This is a genomic window from Streptomyces sp. NBC_00989 (assembly GCF_045162655.1).
GTDB lineage: Bacteria > Actinomycetota > Actinomycetes > Streptomycetales > Streptomycetaceae > Streptomyces.
This window is the reverse complement of the sequence record NZ_CP108728.1, coordinates 7,140,705-7,163,712: the sequence shown is the minus strand read 5'-3', so window position 1 is coordinate 7,163,712 and position 23,008 is coordinate 7,140,705. Positions and strand designations below refer to the sequence as shown.

Below are 23,008 nucleotides of genomic sequence, written 5' to 3'. Positions count from 1 at the left end.
CGTGCGCGAGCACCCCTTCGGACCCTGTACACTTTTTCTCGGCCGGTCGGAAACTTTCAGAGTGAACGACCGGGCATGGTGGGTGTAGCTCAGCTGGTAGAGCACCTGGTTGTGGTCCAGGAAGTCGCGGGTTCAAGTCCCGTCACTCACCCTGTGTAATCGGCCGGTGGCTTCGGAAACGAAGTCACCGGCTGATTCGTTTTCGGGAGCCACCTATGTACCCAGTGCGCATCCGCACCACCCGTCTCGACCTCCTCCCCCTCCGCACGGAGCACGCCACCGAGATGGCCGCCGTCCTCTCCGACCCGGCGCTCCACACCTTCATCGGCGGGGCTCCCCTCTCCCCCGCCGCGCTTCGCACCCGTTACGAGCGCCTGGCCGCCGGCTCCCCGGACCCGGCGGTCCGCTGGCTCAACTGGGTCCTCCGCCTCCGCGCCGATGCCCACCTCGCGGGCACTGTCCAGGCCACCGTGACCGGGTCCGAGGCCGAGATCGCCTGGGTGGTCGGGAAACCCTGGCAGGGCCGCGGCCTGGCGAGCGAGGCGGCGCGGGGCCTGGTGTCGTGGCTCGAAGAGCAGGCGGTCCCTACGGTCGTGGCGCACATCCACCCGGACCACCGGGCATCCGCAGCGGTCGCCACGGCGGCGGGCCTGACGCCGACCGACCAGTGGCAGGACGGCGAGATCAGGTGGCGGCGCGCCACGCTTCCGTGAACTCCCGTACGCCCGCGAACCGTTCGGCGGGATCGGAGCGGGTGGCCCTTTCCAGCACGGCGAGTTGACCCGCGGAACCCCGCCAGGCGCGCTCGCCGTCACCCGCGTCGAGAAGGAGGCGGGCGGCGCGGCCGAGTGCGTAGACCGTCGTACGGATGTCGATGCGGGCGCCGCGGTGCCACTCTTCAGGTGCCATGAAGCGGGCCGATCCCGGGAGTCGGTCCCCCTGAAGGAAGAAGGGGCCGGGGCGGTACTCATCGAGGTCGATGAGGTGCAGGACGTCGCCGCCGAAGTCGTAGAGGAACGCCCCGTCGTACAGATCGACCGCCACCATCCTCGCGGCCTCCACCGCGAGATGCGCGTCCAGGATGCGATCGACCGCGCGGTGGACGGAGGCGAGGGGCAAGGCGCGGAAACGGGCGCGGGCGGGGCCGTAGAGGGACTCCCCGTGGCGCCAGGGCATGACGACCGCCGTACGGCCGCTGCCCGCCACGGCGATCCGACGCAGCTGCGGGACGATCGCCGGGTGCCGTACCGCCCGGTGGAACTCCCAGGCACCGTCAAGTGAGGCCTGGGCGGCCGCAGTTGTCGCCTCCTTCACGAACCAGCTCTCCCCGTCCGGGAGTTGGACACCGTAGGAGACGCACCCGGAGTCCTGCTCACGGAAGGCGCGGAACACCTTGCCCACGGTGCGGAGGTAGGGCTCGGTGGCGGGGATCCTGTCGACGGCCAGGAGGGGATGAGGACGGGGTGTCATGGGACCCAGCCTGGACGGTGAACGGCCGGGTGGGGAGAGAAAACCCCCTACGCGCCCCCCTTTCAGGACGACGCCCGAATCACCAACTCCGTTGCCAGCACCGCATGTCGGCGCTCCAACCCCCGGGACGTGGCCGGGCGGCGGTCCGCGATCTCCGCGAGGAGCAGGTCGATCATCGAGCGGCCCATTTCCTCGATCGGCTGGCGGACGCTCGTGAGGGGCGGGTCCATGTGGCGGGCTATGGCCGAGTCGTCGTAGCCGACCAGGGCCACGTCGTCGGGGACCACGCGGCCCTCCTCGCGGAGGACCTGGCGGGCGCCCGCCGCCATCACGTCCGAGCCGGCGAAGACCGCGTCCACGTCGGGGCGGCGGGCCAGCAGTTCCTTCATCGCCCGGCGGCCGCCCTCCTCGGTGAAGTCGCCCGGCTGGATGAGGTGTTCGTCGACCTCGTGGCCGGCGTCGAGGAGTGCCTCGCGGTAGCCGTCGACGCGGCGCTGGGCGCCGTACACGTCGAGGAGGCCGGTGATGTGGGCGATGTGCCTGCGCCCGCGGGACAGGAGGTGCTCCACGGCTGAGCGGGCGCCGCCGTAGTTGTCGGAGTCGACCGAGGTCAGGGGCTCGCCGGCCGACCGGGGGCCGCTGATCACCGCCGGGATCTCCAGCGCGGTCAGCAGGTCCGGCAGCGGGTCGTCCGCGTGGACCGAGACGAGCAGCACCCCGTCCACGCGGTGCGCCGCCAGGTACTGGGCGAGGCGCTGCCGCTCCCGGTCGCTGCCCGCGAAGATGAGCAGCAGCTGCATCTCCGTGTCCGACAGCTGGGTGCCGACACCCTTGAGCATGTCCGAGAAGTACGGTTCCGCGAAGAAGCGGGTCTCCGGCTCGGGGACGACGAGGGCGATCGCGTCCGTGCGGTTGGCGGCCAGCGCACGGGCCGCCGTGTTCGGGACGTACTCGAGCTCCGCGACCGCCGCCTCGACGGCGGCGCGGGTCGCGTCGCTGACCCTGGGCGAGCCGTTGATCACCCGGGAGACCGTGCCGCGGCCCACACCGGCACGGGCGGCGACCTCCTCCAGGGTCGGCCGCCTGCCGCCCCGGTTCCGCCCACCGCTGACCGCCATGGTCGCCGCCTTCCGTTCGCAGCTTTCAGGCCAGGAATGTAACAGCCGAGGCCCGGACGCCCCGCCCTCCATCGTCCCTCGTCGACCGGGGTCCTCGCCCGTCGGGCCTCACCCGTCCTCGCCGGCCGTCGGCAGCGCGTTGCCCCGGATCACCCCGGCGTACCAGTGGGCGCTCGCCTTGGGAATGCGGCGCTGCGTGGAGTAGTCGACGTAGACGGCGCCGAAGCGCTTCGAATAGCCGTAGGACCATTCGAAGTTGTCGAGCAGCGACCACAGGAAGTAGCCGCGCACGTCGGCTCCGTCGGCGACGGCCCTGCGGACGGCGTCGAGGTGGGCGTGCAGGTAGGCGATCCGCTGCGGGTCGTTCACCACGCCCTCGGGGGAGACGTAGTCGTCGAACGCGGCGCCGTTCTCCGTGACCATCAGCGGCAGCCCGGGGTGCGAGGCGGCCAGGTCGGTCAGGAGGGTGTGCAGGCCGCTGGGGTCGATCGCCCAGTTCATCGCCGTGAGGTGGTCGTTGGCGAGGTGGAAGTCCACGTTCTCGGAGCCGGTCCACGGTGAGTGGTCGCTCGCGCCGTGGCCGTCGTTCTTGGTGGCGCCGTCGCCGGAGCCGGCCGAGACGACGGTCGGCGCGTAGTAGTTGACGCCGAGCACGTCGATGGGCCGGGAGATCTCGGCCAGGTCGCCGTCGCGCACCAGCTCCGCCCAGTCGACGAGGTGCGCGGTGTCGGCGCGCAGGTCCTCGGGGTAGGCGCCGTCGAGCAGGGGGCCGGTGAAGATCCTGTTGCCGACCGCGTCGATACGGCGTGCGGCCTCCGCGTCCTGGGGGCTGTCGGTGAGCGGGCGCACCTGGTGCAGGTTGAGGGTGATGGAGGTCTGCGCGGAGGCCGGCAGGACCTCGCGCAGCGCCCCGACCGCCTGGCCGTGACCCAGGTTGAGGTGGTGCGCGGCGCGCAAGGTGGCCGCCGGGTCGGTGCGGCCCGGCGCGTGCACCCCCGAGCCGTAGCCCAGAAACGCGCTGCACCAGGGCTCGTTGAGGGTGGTCCACAGGCCGACGCGGTCGCCGAGGGCCCGGCCCATGATCCCGGCGTAGTCGGCGAAGCGGTGCGCGGTGTCGCGCTGCGGCCAGCCGCCCGCGTCCTCCAACTCCTGCGGCAGGTCCCAGTGGTAGAGGGTGGCGACGGGGGTGATGCCCGCCGCGAGCAGTTCGTCGGCGAGCTTGCGGTAGAAGTCGAGACCGCGCTCCACGGCGGGGCCGCGGCCGGTGGGCTGGACCCGGGACCAGGAGATGGAGAACCGGTACGCCTTCAGGCCGAGGTCCTTCATCAGCGCCACGTCGTCGCGGTACCGGTGGTAGTGGTCGGCGGCGATGTCACCGGTGTCGCCGTTGCGCACCTTTCCCGGTGTGTGGCTGAAGGTGTCCCAGATGGAGGGGGTCCGGCCGTCCTCCGCGGCGGCACCCTCCACCTGGTAGGCGGCGGTGGCGGCACCCCAGACGAAGCCCGGGGGGAAGGAGGTGGCGGAGGCCGGCTCGGCCTTGGTTTCCTGTCGTACGGCAGTCATGTGAGCGCTCCCGAAGTGGAGTGAGTAAAAGCCGGACGGTGATCCGGCGGTGAGGGGGGAAGCGGACGGGGCACGACGACGGGCGCCCGGCCGGGTACGGCCCGCGTGCGGAGCGGGCCGTACGGGACGGTGAACGGAGCTTGCGCGACCGGCAGTTGACGGTCGGCGATCGGCGTCAGCCCTTGACGGCGCCCGCCATGATGCCGCCGATGATCTGCTTGCCGAAGATCACGAACACCAGCAGCAGCGGCAGGGTGCTGATCAGCGCCCCGGCCATGACGATGCTCTGGTCGGGGGTGTAGGAGGCGCTGAGCTGGCCGAGCGCCACCTGGATGGTGGGGTTCTCCTGGTTCAGGGCGAGGAAGGGCCAGAAGAAGTCGTTCCACGCCTGCACGAAGGTGAGCATCCCGAGCACCATCATCGCGGGCCTGGCCGCGGGCAGGACCACGTTCCAGACGATGCGGATGTTGGACGCCCCGTCCACCTTGGCCGCCTCGATGAGTTCGTACGGCAGGGCCTCCGACAGGTACTGGCGCATGAAGAAGACACCGAAGGCACCGACGAGGGTCGGGAAGATCACCGACTCCAGTTTTCCGCCCCAGCCGATGTCCGCCATCATCATGAACAGCGGTACGACGCTGAGTTGGGGCGGAATCGTCAGGGTGGCGATGACCGCGGTCATCAGGGCGCCACGGCCGCGGAAGCGCATCTTGGCGAAGGCGTAACCGGCGAGGGTGCAGAAGAACAGCGTGGCCGCGGTGATGCAGCCCGCCACGATCACGGTGTTGAAGATCGCCTTCCCCAAGTGGGCCTGTTCCCAGGCCGCCTGGAGGTTGCTCCACAGCCGGCCGCCCGGCAGGAACGGCGGCGGGCTGTCGAGGACCCGCTGCTGGTCGTGCGAGGCGGCCACCAGCGTCCAGTACAGCGGGAAGATCGAGAACAGGCCTACGACGGTCAGGGTGGCGTAGGTGAACGGGCCGCCCTTGAGCTGCTGGCCGGCGCCCAGCTTGAAGCGTCGGCTCTTGCCCGGGGTGACGGGAAGCGGCGCCGGGTGGAGGTCCGGCGCGGTCTTGGTGGGGCTGGTCGTGGTCATCGATATCGCTCCCGTCAGGCCGCGCTGTTGCGCACGAACCGGCCGACGATCCAGTTGATCAGGGCAATGAGCAGGAGCAGGACGAGCATGGCCCAGGCCACGGCCGCGGCCGGGCCCAAGTGCCCCAGCTTCCAGCCGTAGTTGAAGAGATAGATACTGAGCGTCTCGTACTGGTGCTCGCTCCCCCCGGTGGAGCCGAGCGTGCCGCCCTGCAACAGCAGCGGCTCACCGAACAGCTGCATGGAACCGATGGTCGAGATGACGATGGTGAACAGGATCGTCGGCCGCAGCGAGGGAACGGTCACCTTGCGGAACTGCTGCCAGCGCGTCGCTCCGTCGATCGAGGCCGCTTCGTACAGGTCGGCGGGCACGGCCTGCATGGCCGCCAGGTAGATCAGGGTGTTGTAGCCGGTCCAGCGCCAGATCACGATGATCGAGATGGCGATCTTGGACGTCCACTCCCCGTTGCCCCAGTCGGTGTTGCCGATGCCGACGAAGTGCAGCACCCAGTTGAGCAGACCTCCGTCGGCCCGGAAGACCAGGGCGAAGACGAGGGCCGCGGTCGCCACCGAGGTGGCGTACGGGGTGAGGATCACCGTCCGCCAGACGGTGCTGGCGCGCAGCTTGTAGTTGAGCAGGTGCGCCAGGCCCAGGGCCATCAGGAGCTGCGGGACGGTCGAAATGACACCGATGACAAAGGTGTTGGTGACGGCCGTCCAGAACTCGGAGTCCTGGAGGATCGTGGCGAAGTTGTGCCAGCCGACCCACTCGGACTGGTTCAGGCTCGTCATCTCCACCCGGTGCATGGCTATCCAGCCCGTGTACAGCATCGGGTAGAGGCCGAAGGCACCGAAGATGAGGAAGAAGGGGGCGATGTACGCGTACGGCGACGCCTTGTCGTCGAAGCGCCACAGCCGGGTGCGCCACACGCTGGGCGGGTTCGACGCGGTGCCGGAGCCGCCGGGTGGCGGGGCGGGGGCACCCCGTGTGGGGGTTGTGGTTGCCACGGAGGAAGTCCTTCCCTGGATCTCGGCCGGGGTACGGGCGGGGGCGGGGACCGGAGATCCGGCCTGGGGCACGTCGTCGAACTCGGGTCGCCGGTCCCGGCGGACACGGTGCGGCGGTGTCCGGTGAGTGTGCGCCGAACACCGCGGAAAGGACCGGCACTTGACGACCGGGGCCGGTGCGGGGCGCCGAGGTCGTCAGGCCCCGCGCCTACGGCAGGAGCCCCCGCACGGCCCCACGCACAGGCTGCGGTGCGGGCGCCCGCCGGGCCGCCCGCACCGCGGCCTGTGTCAGCCGATGACCTTGTCGATCGACTCGGTCGCGGCCTTCCACGCCTTGTCGGGCTTGGTGCCCCGCTGCTCCATGTTGTTGATCTGCGTGGAGATCGTGTCCTTGATCGTGCCGTCCTTCGCGCCGAGCACGGCCTCGGGGATGGCCTTCGCCTCGTCGGCGTAGATCTGGCCGATCGGGGCGTTGTTGAAGTACGGCAGCGTCGCGTTCTTCACGCTGGCGAGTTCGTAGGCGCCCTTGTTCGACGGGAAGACACCGATCGCCTTGAACACGGCGGCCTGCTGCTCGGGAGAGGTCAGCCACTTGACCAGGTCGGTGGCCTCCTTGACGTGCTTGCCGGTCTTGGGCACGGCCAGGAAGGAGCCGCCCCAGTTGGCCGCGCTGGTACCGGGCGCACGGGCGATGTCCCACTTGCCCTTGTAGGCGTCACCGGCGTTGATGGAGATCTGGCCGGCCATCCAGGCGGGGCACGCCACGGTGGCGATGGTGCCCTTGCGCAGCGCGGCCTTCCAGGAGTCGTCGAACTGGGGCAGACCCTCGGTCAGCTTCTTGGACGCGGCTTCCGCGGCCAGGTTCCAGCCCTGCTGCACGGCCGGGCTGTTCTTGTAGATCGCCTTGCCGGAAGCGTCGTAGTACTGCTCCGCGGAGGAACCCACGACCGCGTTGTACATGGCGCTCGCGGAGTCCATGAAGTACGTGCCCTTGGGCGCCTTCGCCTTGAACTTCTCGCCGAGCTTGAGGTAGTCCTCCCAGCCGCCCGCGACGGCCTTGGCGACGGAGTCACGGTCGCTCGGCAGGCCCGCCGCCTTGAAGAGGTCCGAGCGGTAGCACAGGGACATCGGGCCGATGTCGGTGCCGGCGCCGATGACCGAACCGTCCGACGCGGTGGCCTGCTTCTCCTTCCAGGAGACCCAGTCGCTCACGTTGATCGTCTTGCTCAGGTCGGCGAACTTGGCCGCCTGGGTATCGACGACCTCCTTGATCCGGCCGACCTCGATGCCCGTGACATCGCCCAGGCCACTGCCCGTGTTCAGCTGCTGAAGAAGCTTCGGGTAGTAGTCCTGCTCGTTGGCGGTGGTGTTCTCCTTCACCGTGATGTTCGGGTGCAGCTTGTGGTACTGGGCGAACAGGCCGGCTTCCTTGTAGCCGAACTGCCCGAAGTCGTCCACCGTGAGAGTGATGTTCCCGTTCGAGTCCTTGGCGTCCGAGGAGCTGTCGTCGCTGCTGCAGCCGGTCAGCAGCAGGGCGGAGGCCGTCAGGACCGTCGTGGTCACGGCCGCCACTCTGCGGCCGCGGCCGCCGGCGGTACGGGTGATGCTCATTCCACTACTCCTTGTTCCAGTGGGGAACGGGATCTCAGGAATCGGACCGCCGAGGCTCGACGATCCGGACCTGCCCTCTCGTTTCGAGCAGCGGCCGACCCACAGCACTGGGCGTGCGGTGAAAAGGTGCTGGTCAACGGTGTTTCATGTGCGCTAGAGGGACGGGCCGTTGGTGGTTCGGTCCACACAGGAGGGAGCCCCCGAGGTTCCGTGGGACCGCTCCCACGCGGCATGCCGGAAGACTCCTTCGTGCTGGGCCGGGTGTCAAGACTTGAAAACGGCGTTGTTGCGCAAGCGTGTTCCGCACGTCACGTGAATGTGTCGCTCCACAAGGCGTCACCGACCGGACACAGGCCGGTCCCGCACAGGATTCACGCAGGTGATCCAAGGGTTCGCCGCACGGGCGCGGCGCCGGCGTCGTCCGTCCGGGCCGGTGCCCGATTTTCTGGGCAAGAATGAGGCAAGTCCCCACTGATCGCCGGAAGGTGAACGATGAGCCCTGCCGAGCAGCCGCCCCCGCGTGCGGACGTCCGGCGCCCGACCCTCAACGCCGTGGCCGCGCTCGCCGGCGTCGGCCGCGGCACGGTCTCCCGGGTCATCAACGGCTCCCCCAAGGTGAGCGACCACGCCCGCGCCGCCGTGGAGCGGGCGATCGACGAACTCGGCTACGTCCCCAACCCCGCCGCCCGCTCCCTGGCCACCCGCCGTACGGACTCGGTCGCCGTGGTCGTCCCCGAGGGCGAGGACCGGCTCTTCTCCGAGCCCTACTTCTCGGGGATCATCCGGGGCATCTCGGCCCAACTCGCAAGCGCCCAGATGCAGTTGCTGCTGGTCCTGACGCCGGACGAGAAGGAGTACGCGCGGCTGGCCGGCTACCTGTCCGCACACCGGGTGGACGGCGTACTGATCCTCGCGGTCCACAGCGGCGACACGCTGCCCGACCGGCTGCGCGAACTCGCCGTGCCGACCGTGCTCGCCGGCCGGCGCGGCCACGGGGAGCCGCTGGTGCATGTCCGCGCGGACAACAACGGCGGCGCCAGGATCGCGGTCCAGCACCTGCTGGCCAAGGGCCGCCGGACCATCGGCACCATCACGGGCCCCCTGGACATGGACGCCGCACAGGCCCGGCTCGACGGCTACCGCGAGGCGTTGCAGGGCGCGGGCATCACCGTCGACGAGGACCTGATCGCGTACGGCGACTTCCGGGAGGAGGGCGGACGCGCGGCCATGCGGGAGCTGCTGCACCGGCGGCCCGGCCTCGACGCCGTCTTCGCCGCGTCCGACGTGATGGCGTCGGGTGCCGTGCTGGAACTGCGCGCGTCGGGCCGGCGGGTGCCCCACGACGTCGCCGTCGTCGGCTTCGACGACTCGATCGTGGCCCGGCACATCGATCCCCCGCTGACCAGCGTCCGCCAGCCGCTGGAGGAGATGGGCCGCACCATGGCGAGCCTCCTGCTGGACGAGATCGCCCGACGCGGCGACGGCCACCGCGAAGTGGTCCTGCCGACGCAGCTGGTGGTGCGGGAGTCGGCCTGAGCGGCGTCCTCGGCGACGGGGTGCACGGAACGACGCGGAGCAGGCGGAAGACGTCGTGCGAGTTACCCCTTTGCTCATGGGAGCGCTCCCATGCATAATGGGCGCCACTCGACCCATGGGAGCGATTCCATGCCCGACCTGACGACCCCGCCCTTTCCTCCCGCCTTCCTGTGGGGAGCCGCGACCTCCGCCTACCAGATCGAGGGAGCGGTGCGGGAGGGCGGCCGTACGCCCTCGATCTGGGACACCTTCAGTCATACGCCGGGCCGTACGGCGGGCGGTGATCACGCCGACATCACTGTCGACCACTACCACCGCTACCGCGACGACGTGGCGCTGATGGCGGACCTGGGCCTGACGGCGTACCGGTTCTCGGTCTCCTGGCCGCGGGTGCAGCCGACCGGCCGGGGCCCGGCGGTCCAGGTGGGCCTGGACTTCTACCGCCGCCTGGTGGACGAGCTGCTGGCGGTCGGCATCAAGCCGGCGCTCACCCTCTACCACTGGGATCTGCCGCAGGAGTTGGAGGACGCGGGCGGCTGGCCCGAGCGTGACACGGCGTACCGCTTCGCCGAGTACGCGCAGATCATGGGCGAGGCGCTGGGCGACCGCGTGGACCAGTGGATCACGCTCAACGAACCCTGGTGCAGCGCGTTCCTGGGCTACGGCTCGGGGGTGCACGCGCCGGGCCGTACGGACACGGGCGCTTCGCTTCGGGCGGCCCACCACCTCAACTTGGCCCACGGGCTGGCGACTTCGGCGCTGCGGTCCGCGATGCCGGCCCGCAACTCGATCGCGGTGAGCCTCAACTCCTCGGTGGTCAGGCCCGCTTCGCTGTCTCCGGCGGACATGGCGGCGGCCCGGAAGATCGACGACCTGGCCAACGGGGTGTTCCACGGGCCGATGCTGCACGGCTCGTATCCGCGATCCCTCTTCGAGGCGACGAGGTCGATCACGGACTGGGGTTACGTCCAGGACGGCGATCTGACGCTCATTCACCAACCGTTGGACGCACTGGGGTTGAACTACTACACACCGACGCTGGTGGAATCGGCGGAGGCGGCCCCAGTGGGTCCGCGCGCCGACGGGCACGGCCTGAGCGCGTTCTCCCCCTGGCCGGGCGCGGACGACGTGGCGTTCCTCCAGACCCCGGGCGAGCGCACGGAGATGGGCTGGACGATCGACCCGACGGGCCTCCACGAGCTGATCATGCGCTACACGAGGGAGGCCCCGGGCCTGCCGTTGTACGTGACCGAGAACGGCGCGGCCTACGACGACAAGGCCGACCCCGAGGGCAACGTCCACGACCCCGAGCGGATCGCCTACCTCCACGGCCACCTGTCGGCGGTGCGGCGCGCCATCGCCGACGGGGCGGATGTGCGGGGCTATTACCTCTGGTCGCTCATGGACAACTTCGAGTGGGCGTACGGCTACGGGAAGCGGTTCGGCGCGGTGTACGTGGACTACGCGACGCTGGCGCGCACGCCGAAGTCGAGCGCGCGGTGGTACGGGGAGGCGGCTCGGACGGGGGCGCTGCCTTCGGTGGAGGGCGTCTGACCAACGGGGAGGCGGGGGTACGGGGACGGGGCGCGGCATGCCGGGGGCGTGCCGCGCCCCGGCGGTGTGTGGTGGGTCAGAGATCTCCCGGGGGTGCCGGCGACTGGGCCGGCTGTCCGGTGACCGGGGCAGTGGTCCGGTGACCGGGGCGGTGGTCCCTCGAAGCCACGGAGGGCAATCCCCAACGCACCGACCGCTACGCCCAGTTCCGTATGGCGAGGCAGCGTGTACTGACCGGCCCGCACCCCGTGACGTATCTCGCCGTCATCCATGAAGCCGCGCTCCACACCCGAGTTCGGAACTGGCGTCGGCGCCGGTCGACCCGGTGGCGGCGCCGGAGTCGCGCGAGTCACGCGACTCGCTGAGCCTCATCCAGCACGTGATGTACGCCCTCTGAAAGGAAGCGCCATGCCGGCGGCAGCGGCGACCGGCGCCCCCATCCACCTCCGCGAGAGCGACCGCCCTTGCCACGCGCTAAATAGAATAATTCATTCGACCTGCAAGTGAATGGATACACGTCAAGCGCGAGGAGATGTCCGTGGCCGTCACCCTGGGCCGGGAGCCGATCACCGTCGAGCAGTTCGTCGCGGTCGCCCGGCACGGCGCCCGGGTCGAGTTCGACGCGGCCTACGTCGACCGGGTACGGAAGTCACGCGCGCTGGTGGAGCGCTTCCTCGCCGAGAACCGCCTGGTCTACGGCGTCACCACCGGCTTCGGCGACAACGTCACGGAGGTCATCGACCCTGCGGACGCCGAGCGGCTCCAGCGCAACATCGTGCGCTCGCACGCCGTGTCGGTCGGGGAGCCGTTGCCCGTCGAGGTCGTCCGGGCCATCGCGCTGATGGAGTTGGTCGGGCTCGGGGAAGGGTTCTCCGGCATCCGGTTCGAGACGCTGGAGCTGATCCGGCGGCTGCTCAACGCCGGGGTCACACCGCACGTCCCCGGCGAGGGTTCCGTGGGCTATCTGGCCCCCGAGGCGCACATGGCGCTCGTACTGCTGGGCGAGGGCCGGGCCTGGTACGGCGACGAACTCCTGCCCGGCGCCGAGGCGTTGGCCCGGATCGGGGAGCGGCCGGCCCAACTCGCCTGCAAGGAAGGGCTGTCGCTCACCAACGGGACCCACTCGGTCACCGCGATCGCCGTCCTCGCCGCCCATGACGCCGAGGTCGCGGCGACCACCGCCGACGTCGCCGCGAGCCTCTCCGTACAGGCGCTCAAGGGCACGGTCCGCGCCTACGACGCCCGGTTGCAGGCCCGCAAGCGGCACCCGGAGCAAGCCGCCGTGGCCGAGAATCTACGACGGCTGACCGCGTCCAGCGCGATCAGCGCGGAGTTCCTCGACCACCGGCTCCAGGACGGGCTCTCCCTGCGTGCCGTACCGCAGATGCACGGCGGCGCGAAGCGGGCGCTCGCGCAGGCGCGGGAGGTCATCGTCGAGGAGTTGCACTCGGTGGGCGACAACCCGGTCATCCACCCCGAGGGCGAGGACGGGGTGGCGCTGAGCGGGGCGAACTGCGACAGCACGTACGTCGGCATCCAGGCCGACACCATGGTCAACGCGATGACGGTCCTGGCCAAGGTCTCCGAACGCCGCACCGACCGCATGGTCAACAGCGACTTCAGCGAGCTGCCCGCCTTCCTGGTCCGGCAGCAACCGGGCCTCAACAGCGGCTACATGATCGCCCAGTACACGGCCGCCGCGCTGACCATGGAGCTGCGCGGCCTGGCGGTGCCCGCGTCCGCGGACAACGTCACCACCTCCGCCAACCAGGAAGACACCGTCAGCAACGCCTACTCGGCGGCCCTGAAGGCCTACCGCGCGACCCGCAAGCTCGCCTACGTCATAGCCATCGAGCTGATGTGCGCCACGCAGGCCCTCGACCTCCTCGCCCCGCTCACGCCCTCACCGGCGGCGGAGGCGCTGCGCGCGAGAATCCGGGAGACCGTCCCGACCGTCGACGAGGACCGGGGCTTCCACACCGACATCGAGCACATCGCCGAACTCGTGCGCGGCGGGGATGTGTTGAGGGTCGTGGAGGGCGTCGTGGGGGCGCTGCGACGCTGAGGGGGCGGTCACACCTCAGGCGTGGCGTGCGTGAGGTATTCGGCGGCCCACCCGATGAGCCCCTCGACGAAGGTCAGCTCGTCCGACTCGTACTCGCTCCTCGACTCGCCTTCCACGTCTGGTTCGATCCAGGCGACGGACCCCTCGTGCGACACGGTCATGCGCCCCTCACGGACGTCCACAGCGCCTCCGCGCGCGAGCAGTCGATCTCGTACGTCCTCGACAATCGCGTCGCGCGGAAGAAAGGCGATCAACGACCTCACGGCTTCACCGACCGGTCGCCGAGAAGCGTTCGAACTCGGCCCACCGCTTTCACAGCCACCCCTCAGACCCCGTCCAGCGACCCCTCAGGCCCACAGGGTCTCATCTCCTTGTACGGGGTGATCCGATCCCGGCGCAGACGGGAGGACGTCATGTTTTTCATCGTGCTGGTGCTGCTGGCCCTGATCGTCGGCGGGGCCGTCGCCTTCGGCAAGAGGCAGGCGGGGGGCGGGAGTTCGCGGTTCGGACACGGTGCCGGGCCCGGGGCGGCGCAGCAGACCTGCGATGCCGACGCCGGGGCGGAGGCCACCCGCTGGGTGGAGCGGCTCGGTGGGAGTCTGTCGACGCTGGACGCCGGTGGGAACGCCGCCGCCCGGCAGGCCCTCGCCGACGCCGCCGAGCGGCATCGTGCCGCCGAGGGGCAACTCGCCGTCGCCTACTCGCCGATGCAGTACGGGCTCGTGACGCAGACCGCCGTCGAGGGGCTGCATCACATCCGTACCGCCCGTGGCGCGCTGGGACTCGACCCGGGGCCCGAGTTGCCCGCGCAGGGTGCCGGTGGACAGGTCACGGTGGGCGGGCAGACGTACACCGCGTCCGCGCGGCCCGGCGCGAGCACGCCGTACTACTACCCCGGCGGGGTCGTCAACGGCCGTTCCATGGGCGGGGGTTGGTACAGCACGCCCTGGTGGAAGACCGCGCTCGTCGCGGGTGCCGCCGGTGTCGGTGGCATGTTGCTCGCGGACGCGCTGTTCGACGGCTTCCACCATCACGGGCCGCACGGTGGAATGCTCGGCGGTGGGCCGGGCGGACCCGGCGGGTTCGGGGGCTTCGGCGGGCCCGGGGGCTTCTGAGCGGGGGCGGGGGGCGGCCGACGAGTCTCAACCACCTCCGATCCTCAACCCCAACCACCCTTCATCCTCAGTCCAGTTGGTCCGTGGTACCGCGGTCCCACTCGGCGAAGCCGATTGTGTCCGGCGGTCCCACGGACCCGGCCATGGGCGTTCCTAGCCTGGTGCGGGAATCCGGCACCACCGGTGACCGTCACCGACCGGACCCGATCCACGAAGCCTTGAGGATCCCCATGGTGCTGTTCAGAAGTCCGTCCGCGAGACTGAGCGCGGCGGCACTCTCCACACTGTTCCTGCTCTGCGAGTCGTCCGCCGCCGCGGCCGCGTCGAACGCCGTCGGCCACACCGCGGTTCACGAAGTCGACGTCACCAACTTGCCCGCCACCAAAGAAGGTCAGCCGACGGTCGCCGTCAATCCGAGGGACCCGAAGAACCTGGTCTTCGTCTCGACGGTCTTCCCGCCCTCGCCGGGTCTTGAGCCGGTCGACGGCGGGTGTTTCCTCGCCTACTCGAACGACAGGGGCGACACCTGGACCCGGGTGGCGTGGCCGCTGGGCACGGCGGCGCCCAAGTGCGGTGAGCCGAGCGTGCAGTTCGACGCGAAGGGCACCGTGTACGTGGACAACAACCAGGTCAGCTCAGGGCTCGCCGCGAACCTCGTGAACCACAACCAGGTCGCCAAGTCGACGGACGGCGGCCGGACTTGGACCGACCCGGTGTCCACACCCCTGCTCCTCGGGGGCGCCCCGAAGATGCGGGTGGATGCCGCGACGGGCAAGGTCTACGCGGTGGCGGGAGCGGCGTGGGAGTACCCGAGCGCGGTCTCCGTCAGCGCCGACGGCGGCAGGACCTTCAGCAGCGACTCGCGGGTGATCCCCGGCCCGATGCCCTGCATCGAGGTGGCACCGGGCATCCCGCTCGTGTGCGGCTATCCGGGTCGTGAGATCGCCGTGTACGGCGGCATCCTCGTGTCCGCCTCGCAGGAGGCGGGCGAGCCGGTGAACTTCCACGTCAGCCAGGATGACGGCCGGACGTGGACGAACACGACGGTGAACGACGTCCAGGGAACGCCCGTCGCTGCGGGCACCGGGGCTCTGGTACCGACTCCGGGACTGGGCGCGGCCGCCGACCCCGTCCCGTGGGTGGCGGCCGACACCTCCCACCGGCGCCGGTTCGCCGTCATGGTGCCCCGGGACTCCAACACCCTGGAGGTGTACGTCACCCCGGACGCCGGCAGGACCTGGACCGGGCCGACGACGATCGCCACTCCCAACGCCCAGCGGCCCGCGATCGACTTCGGCGCGAACGGTGACCTGGGTGTCATGTGGCGGACCACCACGGGCGACGCGTTCTCGGTCGTCTCGTTCGACCACGGACGCTCGTTCAGCGCCCCGGTGCAGGTCAATCACGTGACCGAGCCGGTCGGCGAGATGGGCCCTCCCGGTGACCGCTGGTCGGGGATCACGCTCGCCGGGGGGTACGCGTACGTCACGTGGGCCGACGGGCGGAACAACTCCTCCCTCGACTCGATCATCAGCCGGGTCCCGCTGAAGCTGTACAAGAAGCGCACCCACCGGTAACCCGCTCACCCACCCCCTCAGGGCCGGGGTGCGACCAGTCCCGCGTCGTAGGCGATGATCACCGCCTGGATACGGTCGCGGGCACCGATCTTGGCCATGACCCGGCCCACGTGCTTCTTCACGGTGGACTCGGTCAGCACGAGGCGCTCGGCGATCTCGGCGTTCGTCCAGCCGGAGCCGATCGCCACGAGCACCTCGTGCTCGCGTTCGCTGAGCGCCACCAGACGCGGGTCCGTCCGGGGCTGGGCCTCGGGTGCCAGGACGTCGTGCGCGTGGGCGTCGAGCAGGCGGCGGGTCAACCGGGGTGACACGACGGCGTCGCCGGTCGCGACCGCCTGGATCCCGGCGAGGAGTTCCGCCGGCCGTACGTCCTTGAGCAGGAAGCCACTGGCCCCGGCGCGCAGCCCGGCGTAGGCGTACTCGTCGAGGTCGAAGGTGGTCAGGATGAGCACGCGGGTGCGCGCGCCGGCCGCGACGATCCGCCGGGTCGCCTCGATGCCGTCGACACCGGGCATCCGTACGTCCATCAGGACCACGTCGGGGCGCAGGTCGGCCGCCATGCGGATGGCCTGCGTGCCGTTGTCGGCCTCCCCTACGACGGTCATGCCGGGAGTGCCGTCCAGCAGCATCCGGAAGCCCATGCGGGGCAGCGGCTGGTCGTCGGCGATCAGTACGGTGGTCATGGCGCGGGCTCTCCGGACGTGGCCGAGGCGGACGGGTTCATCAGGATGTCCACGATCCAGCCGCGGCCGTCCTCGCGCGGTCCGATGGTGGCGGTGCCGTCGTACAGCGCGGCCCGTTGGCGGATGCCCACCAGGCCGTGTCCGGTGTCTCCCCGGGGAGCCGTGGACCGCTCCCGCGACGGCGAACCGGTGTCGGTGACCCGGACCCGGAGCCCGCTGTCCTCGACCGCGATCGACACGTCGGCCGTGGCGCCGGGGCCGACGTGTTTGAGGGTGTTGGTCAGGGCTTCCTGCACCACCCGGAACACCGTGAGCTGCACGCCGTGGCCCAGCGCGTCGACCGGGCCGACGGTGCGGTAGGCCACCGGCAGACCGGCCGCGCGCACCCGGTCGAGCAGGGTTTCCAGGTCCCCGACACCCGGCTGCGGGGACCGAGAGATGTCCCCCGACCCCGCGGACTCGATCAACACCCCGAGTACGCGCCGGAGTTCGTCCATCGCCTGCCGGCCGGTGTCGCCGATCAGCCGCACCGCCTGCTCGGTCCGGCCGGGGTCACGCGCGACGAGCACGGCGGCGCCGTCGGCGAGGTTCACCATGACCGACAGGTTGTGGCCCACGATGTCGTGCATCTCGCGGGCAATCCGCGAGCGCTCGGCCGCCGCCGTCAGCCGGACGCGCTGGTCTCGCTCGATCTCCAGTCGCGCCGCCCGTTCCCGCAGCGCCGACAGGTACAGCCTGCTGATCCGGAAGGTCAGACCCAGGGCTACGGCCCCGACGCCGGTGCCGACGGACAGGATCAGGAAGGTCACCGGGCCGGCCGCCGGGATCACGGTGACCACGAGCAGCACCCACCCCGTCACGGTCACCGGCAGCGCCCAGCAGATCGCCCGGGGCGAAGCGTGCAGGGCGAGGTCGAACAGGGCGATCAGCAGGACGGCGGCCGCCGCGGGCCCCAGGCCGAGCGACCACATGACCGGACACACGAGGAGGCAGGCGCCGTAGACCGCGACGGGAGCTCGGCGGCGCCACCACAGCGGCACGACCAGCACGGCGGCGATGGCCAGCACCACGCCGACGGGCAGGCCGGCTCCCACCGGGCGCGACACGGGGTGCCCGGGGCCGTGCACGAGCAGGTCCGGCGGCGTGGCGGCGGCGACCAGGACGACCACGGTGGTGTCGAGGAGCCAGGGGCGCCGCCGGTCGGCAGCCCGCAGCCGGCTCAGCACCCGCAGCAGCAGCCGCATCACGGGGTGCGCCCAGACGGCGTCCGGCCCGGGCGAGGGCGCGGTCGCCCCTGCCCGGGCCGACCGCGCCCTCGTGTTGTCGTCCATCGGCTCCATCCTCACGGACGCGACCTCAGACGTCACTGCGGCGCAGCCGTTGGGCGGCACCGGCCAGCAGCAGTACGGCCCACACCAGCAGCGCCGTCAGACCCGCTCCCGGGCCGACCAGGGAGTCGCTCGACTCGTGCAGGGTCATCACCGACTGGCCGGCGTTGCTGGGCAGGTAGCGGCTGACGGTGTCGCCGAGGGAGCTGGGCAGCAGCCCGGTCAGGCCGGGCAGAACGAGCACCACGCCGGCCAGGATCGCGATGCCCCCGGCGTTGTTGCGCACGATCAGGCCGACCGTCACGCCGTACACGCCGACCAGGCCCAGATACAGGCCCGCGCCCAGCAGGCACCGGAGGACCCCGGCGTCCCCGAGGGACAGGGCGATCTTCTCCCCGTGCAGGGTGGCGCTCCCGAGCCCGAAGGAGACCAGTGCGCCGACGGTGGACGTGACGAACGCGATCGGGCCGTAGACCGCGCACTTCGCCCACAGCACGGGCAGTCGGCCGGGCACGGCGGCGAACGTCGAGCGGACCATGCCCGTGCTGTACTCGCCGGCCGAGAGCAGGACACCGAGCGCGCCCACGGCCAGTGCCGCGAGGTTGGTGCCGGCCAGTGCCAGGGTCAGTGCGGCACCGGATGCCGCGTCCTTGCCGCCCAGCGGGCCGCTCGGGCTGTAGAGGGCGGCGGCGATCACCCCGATCGTCACCAGGAACAGCACGGCGACCCCCAGCGTGATCCGACTGGAGCGCAGCGACCAGAACTTGGACCATTCGGAGCGGATCACCCGCCGACCGGTCACGCGGTACACGGGCGGGGTGGCGGTGAAGGTGTTCGCGGCCATCAGGCGGCCCGCCGCGCGTCGCTGCTGTGGTACTCCACCGCGTCCTGGGTGAGGTTCATGAACGCCTCCTCCAGGGACACCGACTCGGTGACCAGTTCGTACAGCGGCACCTGGTGCTCGGCGGCCAGTTGCCCGATCCGCCGCGTGTCCAGGCCGGAGACCACGAGCCGCTCGGCGCCCGTCGAGGTGACGGTGACGCCTGGGGCGGCCAACAGCGAGCGCAGCCGCGCGGGTTCGCCGGTGGCCACCCGCACGCCCTTGTCCTCCGACTGCTCCACCAACCCGTCGACGGTCGTCTCGGCCAGCAGCTTCCCCCGCCCGACGACCACCAGACGGTCGGCGGTCTGCGCCATCTCGCTCATCAGGTGCGAGGACAGCAGCACCGTGCGGCCCTCGGCGGCCAGCCCGCGCAGCAACTCCCTTACCCAGCGCACGCCTTCGGGGTCGAGCCCGTTGACCGGCTCGTCCAGCATCACGATCGCGGGGTCGCCCAAGAGCGCGGCGGCGATGCCCAGCCGCTGCCCCATCCCGAGCGAGAACGCCCCGACCCTCCTGTGCGCCACATCGTGCAGACCGGCCAGGTCGATGACCTCCTCCACCCGGCGACGCGGCACACCATGGGTGTACGCCAACGCCATCAGGTGGTTGAACGCCGAGCGGCCCGGATGCACGGCCTTCGCCTCCAGCAGCACCCCCAACTCCTGCAAGGGCGCCCGGTGTTGGGCGTAGCGCTTGCCGTTGACCAGGGCCGTGCCGCTGGTCGGCGCGTCCAGGCCCACGATCATCCGCATGGTGGTGGACTTGCCCGCCCCGTTCGGCCCCAGGAACCCGGTCACCTGACCCGGCGGCGCGGTGAAACTCAGACCGTCCACCGCCGTCCTGTCCCCGTACCGCTTGGTCAGCCCGCGAACTTCGATCACTGTGCCACTCCCCGCCTCTGCATGGCCCGGCATTCGGCCGGGGCACTGCTTCGAGGCTAGGAGCGGTCACGTCACGACCCGTGGGCCCGCAGGGGACAAACCCCGCTGGTCACTGGTACCGGGGTACCAGTGAGCGGGGTGACGGGGAAGCCGTACGCGGTGGTTCTCCTGCGAAGGGCTCGACAGCCGGTGCGTCAGCCCTTGTTGGCGCCCAGGGTGAGGCCGCTGACGAACTGGCGTTGGAGTGCGAAGTACACGATCAGCGTGGGGATCGCGGTGAGCAGGGCGCCGGCGGCGACCAGGTTGGGGTCGGTGAAGTACTGGCCGGAGAGGTTGTTCAGGGCGGAGGTGATCGGCATGTTCTCGCCGGTCGAGATCAGCACGATCGCCCAGAAGAAGTCGTTGTAGATCCAGATGGAGAGCAGGGTGGCCAGCGCCGCCATCGCCGGCTTGCACAGCGGCAGCACGATCTGCCAGTACATCCGCCACACCGACGCGCCGTCGACCAGCGCCGCCTCGGTCAGTTCGTTCGGCAGCATCCGCATGTAGTTGCTCAACACGAAGGCGCAGAAGCCCGATTGGAACGCCACGTGGATGAGGACCAGGCCGAGCGCGGAGTCGTAGAGCTTGCCGCTCATCGTGATGCCGGGGAGGTCGATGAGCAGGTACATGCGGTAGAGCGGGGTGATGATGACCTGCTGGGGCAGCAGGTTGCCGGCCGTGAAGACCAGCAGCAGGAAGATGTTGAGCCGGAAGTCGAACCGGCTGACGTAGAACGCGACCATCGACGACAGCAGCAGCGTGACCAGCACGGCCGGAACCGCGATGATCAGTGTGTTGACGAAGTAGTGCGTCATGTCGGACTGCTCGAACGCGTTCTTGAAGTTGTCGAGGTTCAGCGTGTCCGGCCAGGAGACGTACCCCTTGTTGCTGGTCTCGGAGTACGGGCGCAGGGCCGCGTAGACCGCCCACAGGAGCGGGGCGAGCCAGGCCAGCGAGGTGACGACGAGGAACGTGTGCAGCAGGACCCGGGCCGGGCGGAGCGGGGTGCGCTGCTTCGCGCCGAGTGCGGCGGTGGGGGTGGTCATGCGCGCCGCTCCTTCCGGAAGGTCGCGATGAGGTACGGAATGATGACCACGAGGGAGATGACCAGCAGGACGACGGCGATCGCCGACCCGTAACCGATCCGGCTGGACTCGCCGATGATGTTGTTGGTGATCAGGATCGACAGCAACTCGGTGCCCTGGGCGCCCTTGTTGAAGACGAAGACCAGGTCGAAGGCGCGCAGCGACTCGATGATCGTGACGACCAGGACGACCGTGTTGGTGGGCCGCAGGGTCGGGAAGATGACGTTCTTGAACGTCTGCCACTCGTTCGCGCCGTCCAGCGCCGAGGCTTCGCGCAGGGACGGGTCCACGCCCTTCAGGCCGGCCAGGTACAGGATCATCATGTAGCCCGCGTGCCGCCAGGACGCGGCGATCAGGACGGCCCACAGGTTGAGCTTGGGGTCGCCGATCCAGTCGATGTAGTGGCCGGGCTTGTTGGCCCCGATGAGGCTGTTGATCAGGCCGGTGTCGGGGTTGTAGATGAGCTGCCAGACGAACCCGGTGACCGCCAGCGACATCACGACCGGCAGGAAGAACGCGGTCTGGTAGACACGGCTGAAGCGGATCTTCTTGTCCAACTGGACGGCCAGGAACAGGCCGAAGGGGGTCGGCAGCAGGATGAGCACGACGAACCAGATGATGTTGTGCTCAAGTGCGGGCCAGAACTGCGGGTTGTCGTTGAACAGCTCCTTGAAGTTGGCCAGCCCCACCCACTTGATCGAGCTGAAGCCGATGCCGTCCCAGCTGGTGAAGGCCAGCAGGATCGAGGCGAGGGCGGTGACCCAGACGAGGGCCACGTGCAGGACCGTCGGCCCGCCCGCCATGAAGGCGAGCGTGATGCGGTCACGGCGGGTCAGCAGGCGCTTGGCGCCCTGGGGGACCCGCTTCTTCTCAGGCGCGGGGCCCGGAGGCGGAACGGCGTCCGCCTCCGGGCTCTTCGTAGTCGTCTCGGAGATCATGAGGAGGCGAAGATCGTCTTCTTCTGGCGCTCGATCGAGGTCAGCAGACTGTCGACGCCCTTGGGGTTCTGGAGGAACTTCTGCAGTCCGGGCTGCATCACCGTCGAGGTGAAGTCCGGACGGGAGTCGCGGTCCATGAACTGGGTGAGGCTCTTGGCGGCGCCGATCATGTCGAACGCCTTCTTCTGAAGCGGCGAGTACGCGGAGGTGTCGGCCTTGCTGGAGGCGGCCACCACGCTCGGGTCGGTCTTGAGGTACAGCTGCTCGGCCGCCGGGCTGCCCAGGTACTCCAGGAGCTTGACGACACCGTCGTGGTTCTTCGGGGACTTGCTCACCATGTAGCCGTCGGTGGGCGCCTCGACGGTGTCCTGGCCGTACGCGGAGTTGATCTCCGGGAAGGCGAAGAAGTCGAGGTCGTCGAGGTCTGCCTTGACGGTGAACTGCTGGGCCACGAAGGAGCCGAGGAGGTACATGCCGGACTTCTTCGACACCACGCCCTGCGCCGCGTCCTGCCAGGTGCGGCCCATGAAGCCGTCCTGGTGGTACGGGAGGAGCTCGGCCCAGTGGTCGAAGACCGCCTTGACCTTCGGGTCGGTCCACGCCTCCTTGCCCGCCATCAGGGACTTGTGGAAGTCGTAGCCGTTGAGGCGGAAGTTGATCTGGTCGAAGGTGCCCATCGCCGGCCAGGCGTCCTTGTCGCCGAAGGCGATCGGGACCAGGCCGTCGCTCTTCATCTTCTTGCACAGGGCGACCAGTTCGTCCCACGTGGTCGGGACGGTGTAGCCCTTCGCCGCGAAGACGCTCTTGCGGTAGAAGATCGCCCACGGGTACGTGGTCATCGGCACGAAGTAGTACTTGCCGTCCTCGCCCTTGCTGAGCTGCTTCATCGCGTCGGGGAAGTTGTCACCGATCTTCGCCCAGACGTCGTCGATGGACGTGGCGAGCTTCTTGGCCGCGAAGAACTGCATGCGGTACCCGGCGAACCAGTTGAACACGTCGTCCGGCGTGCCCTGGAGGTAGGAGTTGATCTGCTCCTGGAAGGTGTTGTGGTCCTTCGTGTTGACCTTGACGGTGATGCCGGACGTCTTCTTGAAGTTCGCGTAGACGCTCGCGAACGCCTTCTTCGGCACCGCGTCGGACGCGTTGGAGCCGACGGTGACGGTCTTCGGGTCGGACGAACTGCCGCTGCTGCCACAGGCGCTCAGCAGGGGTATGCCGGCGCCGAGCACGGCGGCGCCACCTATGCCGCGCAGGACGGAACGGCGGCTCGCGGCAGGGAGGGAGAAGTCGGGCATGAACGGCTCCTGACGGACAGGGTTCGGCCGGGATGCGCCACGGCCCAAGGTCGTCGTAACCGACCAGAAACCAACGCGACCAAACACGGTGGCGTAATAACAGTCCTATGTCTGGTCATGCGTCAACACCCGTCGCCCTCATTTGTCGAAACGTAATCGACACT

Annotated in this window: 21 protein-coding genes and 1 tRNA gene; 8 read left to right on the top strand and 14 right to left on the bottom strand. The window is 69.9% G+C overall.

Features of this window, described 5'->3' with window-relative positions; all coding sequences use genetic code 11:
* The first annotated feature begins 78 nt into the window (after window positions 1–78).
* Both OG714_RS31955 and OG714_RS31950 read left to right on the top strand, forming a co-directional pair.
* Window positions 79–151: transfer RNA gene (locus tag OG714_RS31955), tRNA-His, on the top strand.
* 64 nt (window positions 152–215) lie between these two features.
* Window positions 216–713 carry a GNAT family N-acetyltransferase gene (locus OG714_RS31950; protein WP_406126186.1) on the top strand — a complete coding sequence of 166 codons (498 nt, stop codon included), beginning with the start codon at window positions 216–218 and terminating at the stop codon, window positions 711–713.
* Here OG714_RS31950 and OG714_RS31945 read toward each other — a convergent pair.
* The 6 genes from OG714_RS31945 to OG714_RS31920 all read right to left on the bottom strand — a co-directional run bounded on the left by OG714_RS31945 (window position 685) and on the right by OG714_RS31920 (window position 7,862).
* Complete coding sequence (locus OG714_RS31945; protein WP_406126185.1) at window positions 685–1,470, bottom strand: serine/threonine protein kinase; 786 nt, start codon at window positions 1,468–1,470, stop codon at window positions 685–687. The two genes, OG714_RS31950 and OG714_RS31945, sit on opposite strands and share 29 nt — an antisense overlap.
* A 62-nt stretch (window positions 1,471–1,532) precedes the next feature.
* Window positions 1,533–2,588 (bottom strand): LacI family DNA-binding transcriptional regulator, encoded by a 1,056-nt coding sequence (locus tag OG714_RS31940; RefSeq protein ID WP_406126183.1) that lies wholly within the window; start codon window positions 2,586–2,588, stop codon window positions 1,533–1,535.
* A 108-nt stretch (window positions 2,589–2,696) separates the two neighbouring features.
* Window positions 2,697–4,151, bottom strand: a complete 1,455-nt coding sequence (locus OG714_RS31935) for a GH1 family beta-glucosidase (protein WP_406126181.1) — start codon at window positions 4,149–4,151, stop codon at window positions 2,697–2,699.
* Between the two features lie 175 nt (window positions 4,152–4,326).
* On the bottom strand, window positions 4,327–5,244 hold the full coding sequence (locus OG714_RS31930) for a carbohydrate ABC transporter permease (RefSeq protein ID WP_406126180.1): 918 nt from the start codon (window positions 5,242–5,244) through the stop codon (window positions 4,327–4,329).
* A gap of 14 nt (window positions 5,245–5,258) precedes the next feature.
* Complete coding sequence (locus OG714_RS31925) at window positions 5,259–6,251, bottom strand: carbohydrate ABC transporter permease (protein ID WP_406126178.1); 993 nt, start codon at window positions 6,249–6,251, stop codon at window positions 5,259–5,261.
* Window positions 6,252–6,539: 288 nt separating this feature from the next.
* Entirely contained in the window at window positions 6,540–7,862 is a 1,323-nt protein-coding gene (locus OG714_RS31920) for an ABC transporter substrate-binding protein (protein ID WP_406126176.1), read from the bottom strand.
* Between the two features lie 492 nt (window positions 7,863–8,354).
* On the opposite strand from OG714_RS31920, the gene OG714_RS31915 reads away from it, so the two are divergent.
* The 4 genes from OG714_RS31915 to hutH all read left to right on the top strand — a co-directional run bounded on the left by OG714_RS31915 (window position 8,355) and on the right by hutH (window position 13,017).
* On the top strand, window positions 8,355–9,398 hold the full coding sequence (locus OG714_RS31915) for a LacI family DNA-binding transcriptional regulator (protein ID WP_406126175.1): 1,044 nt from the start codon (window positions 8,355–8,357) through the stop codon (window positions 9,396–9,398).
* A 129-nt stretch (window positions 9,399–9,527) separates the two neighbouring features.
* Window positions 9,528–10,952 carry a GH1 family beta-glucosidase gene (locus OG714_RS31910; RefSeq protein ID WP_406126174.1) on the top strand — a complete coding sequence of 475 codons (1,425 nt, stop codon included), beginning with the start codon at window positions 9,528–9,530 and terminating at the stop codon, window positions 10,950–10,952.
* Window positions 10,953–11,164: 212 nt separating this feature from the next.
* Entirely contained in the window at window positions 11,165–11,317 is a 153-nt protein-coding gene (locus OG714_RS31905; protein ID WP_406126172.1) for a hypothetical protein, read from the top strand.
* A 167-nt stretch (window positions 11,318–11,484) separates the two neighbouring features.
* Window positions 11,485–13,017, top strand: coding sequence for a histidine ammonia-lyase (hutH, locus tag OG714_RS31900; protein ID WP_406126170.1), 1,533 nt, complete (start codon window positions 11,485–11,487; stop codon window positions 13,015–13,017).
* 8 nt (window positions 13,018–13,025) lie between these two features.
* Here the strand turns inward: hutH and OG714_RS31895 are convergent, their stop codons facing one another.
* Window positions 13,026–13,178, bottom strand: coding sequence for a hypothetical protein (locus OG714_RS31895; RefSeq protein WP_406126168.1), 153 nt, complete (start codon window positions 13,176–13,178; stop codon window positions 13,026–13,028).
* A gap of 252 nt (window positions 13,179–13,430) precedes the next feature.
* Here OG714_RS31895 and OG714_RS31890 point away from each other — a divergent pair, with 252 nt between their 5' ends.
* Together OG714_RS31890 and OG714_RS31885 are read left to right on the top strand one after the other, a co-directional pair.
* Window positions 13,431–14,132: a hypothetical protein gene (locus tag OG714_RS31890; RefSeq protein ID WP_406126167.1), complete on the top strand. Its 702-nt coding sequence runs from the start codon at window positions 13,431–13,433 to the stop codon at window positions 14,130–14,132.
* 230 nt (window positions 14,133–14,362) lie between these two features.
* A complete protein-coding gene (locus OG714_RS31885) occupies window positions 14,363–15,709 on the top strand; it encodes a sialidase family protein (RefSeq protein WP_406126166.1) in 1,347 nt (448 codons plus the stop codon).
* Between the two features lie 17 nt (window positions 15,710–15,726).
* Here the strand turns inward: OG714_RS31885 and OG714_RS31880 are convergent, their stop codons facing one another.
* The 7 genes from OG714_RS31880 to OG714_RS31850 all read right to left on the bottom strand — a co-directional run bounded on the left by OG714_RS31880 (window position 15,727) and on the right by OG714_RS31850 (window position 22,844).
* Window positions 15,727–16,392, bottom strand: coding sequence for a response regulator (locus OG714_RS31880; protein ID WP_406126165.1), 666 nt, complete (start codon window positions 16,390–16,392; stop codon window positions 15,727–15,729).
* Window positions 16,389–17,723 (bottom strand): sensor histidine kinase, encoded by a 1,335-nt coding sequence (locus OG714_RS31875; RefSeq protein WP_406126163.1) that lies wholly within the window; start codon window positions 17,721–17,723, stop codon window positions 16,389–16,391. Before OG714_RS31875 ends, OG714_RS31880 begins: the two co-directional genes overlap by 4 nt.
* Window positions 17,724–17,748: 25 nt before the next feature.
* The gene (locus tag OG714_RS31870; protein WP_406126162.1) at window positions 17,749–18,564 is read right to left on the bottom strand and encodes an ABC transporter permease; all 816 of its coding nucleotides are present in this window, start codon (window positions 18,562–18,564) and stop codon (window positions 17,749–17,751) included.
* Entirely contained in the window at window positions 18,564–19,484 is a 921-nt protein-coding gene (locus OG714_RS31865; RefSeq protein ID WP_406126160.1) for an ABC transporter ATP-binding protein, read from the bottom strand. Before OG714_RS31865 ends, OG714_RS31870 begins: the two co-directional genes overlap by 1 nt.
* Window positions 19,485–19,678: 194 nt before the next feature.
* On the bottom strand, window positions 19,679–20,572 hold the full coding sequence (locus OG714_RS31860; protein ID WP_406126159.1) for a carbohydrate ABC transporter permease: 894 nt from the start codon (window positions 20,570–20,572) through the stop codon (window positions 19,679–19,681).
* Window positions 20,569–21,549: a carbohydrate ABC transporter permease gene (locus OG714_RS31855; RefSeq protein ID WP_406126157.1), complete on the bottom strand. Its 981-nt coding sequence runs from the start codon at window positions 21,547–21,549 to the stop codon at window positions 20,569–20,571. Before OG714_RS31855 ends, OG714_RS31860 begins: the two co-directional genes overlap by 4 nt.
* Window positions 21,546–22,844 carry an ABC transporter substrate-binding protein gene (locus OG714_RS31850; RefSeq protein WP_406126156.1) on the bottom strand — a complete coding sequence of 433 codons (1,299 nt, stop codon included), beginning with the start codon at window positions 22,842–22,844 and terminating at the stop codon, window positions 21,546–21,548. The genes OG714_RS31855 and OG714_RS31850 overlap by 4 nt, the downstream gene beginning before the upstream one ends.
* Window positions 22,845–23,008 lie beyond the last annotated feature (164 nt).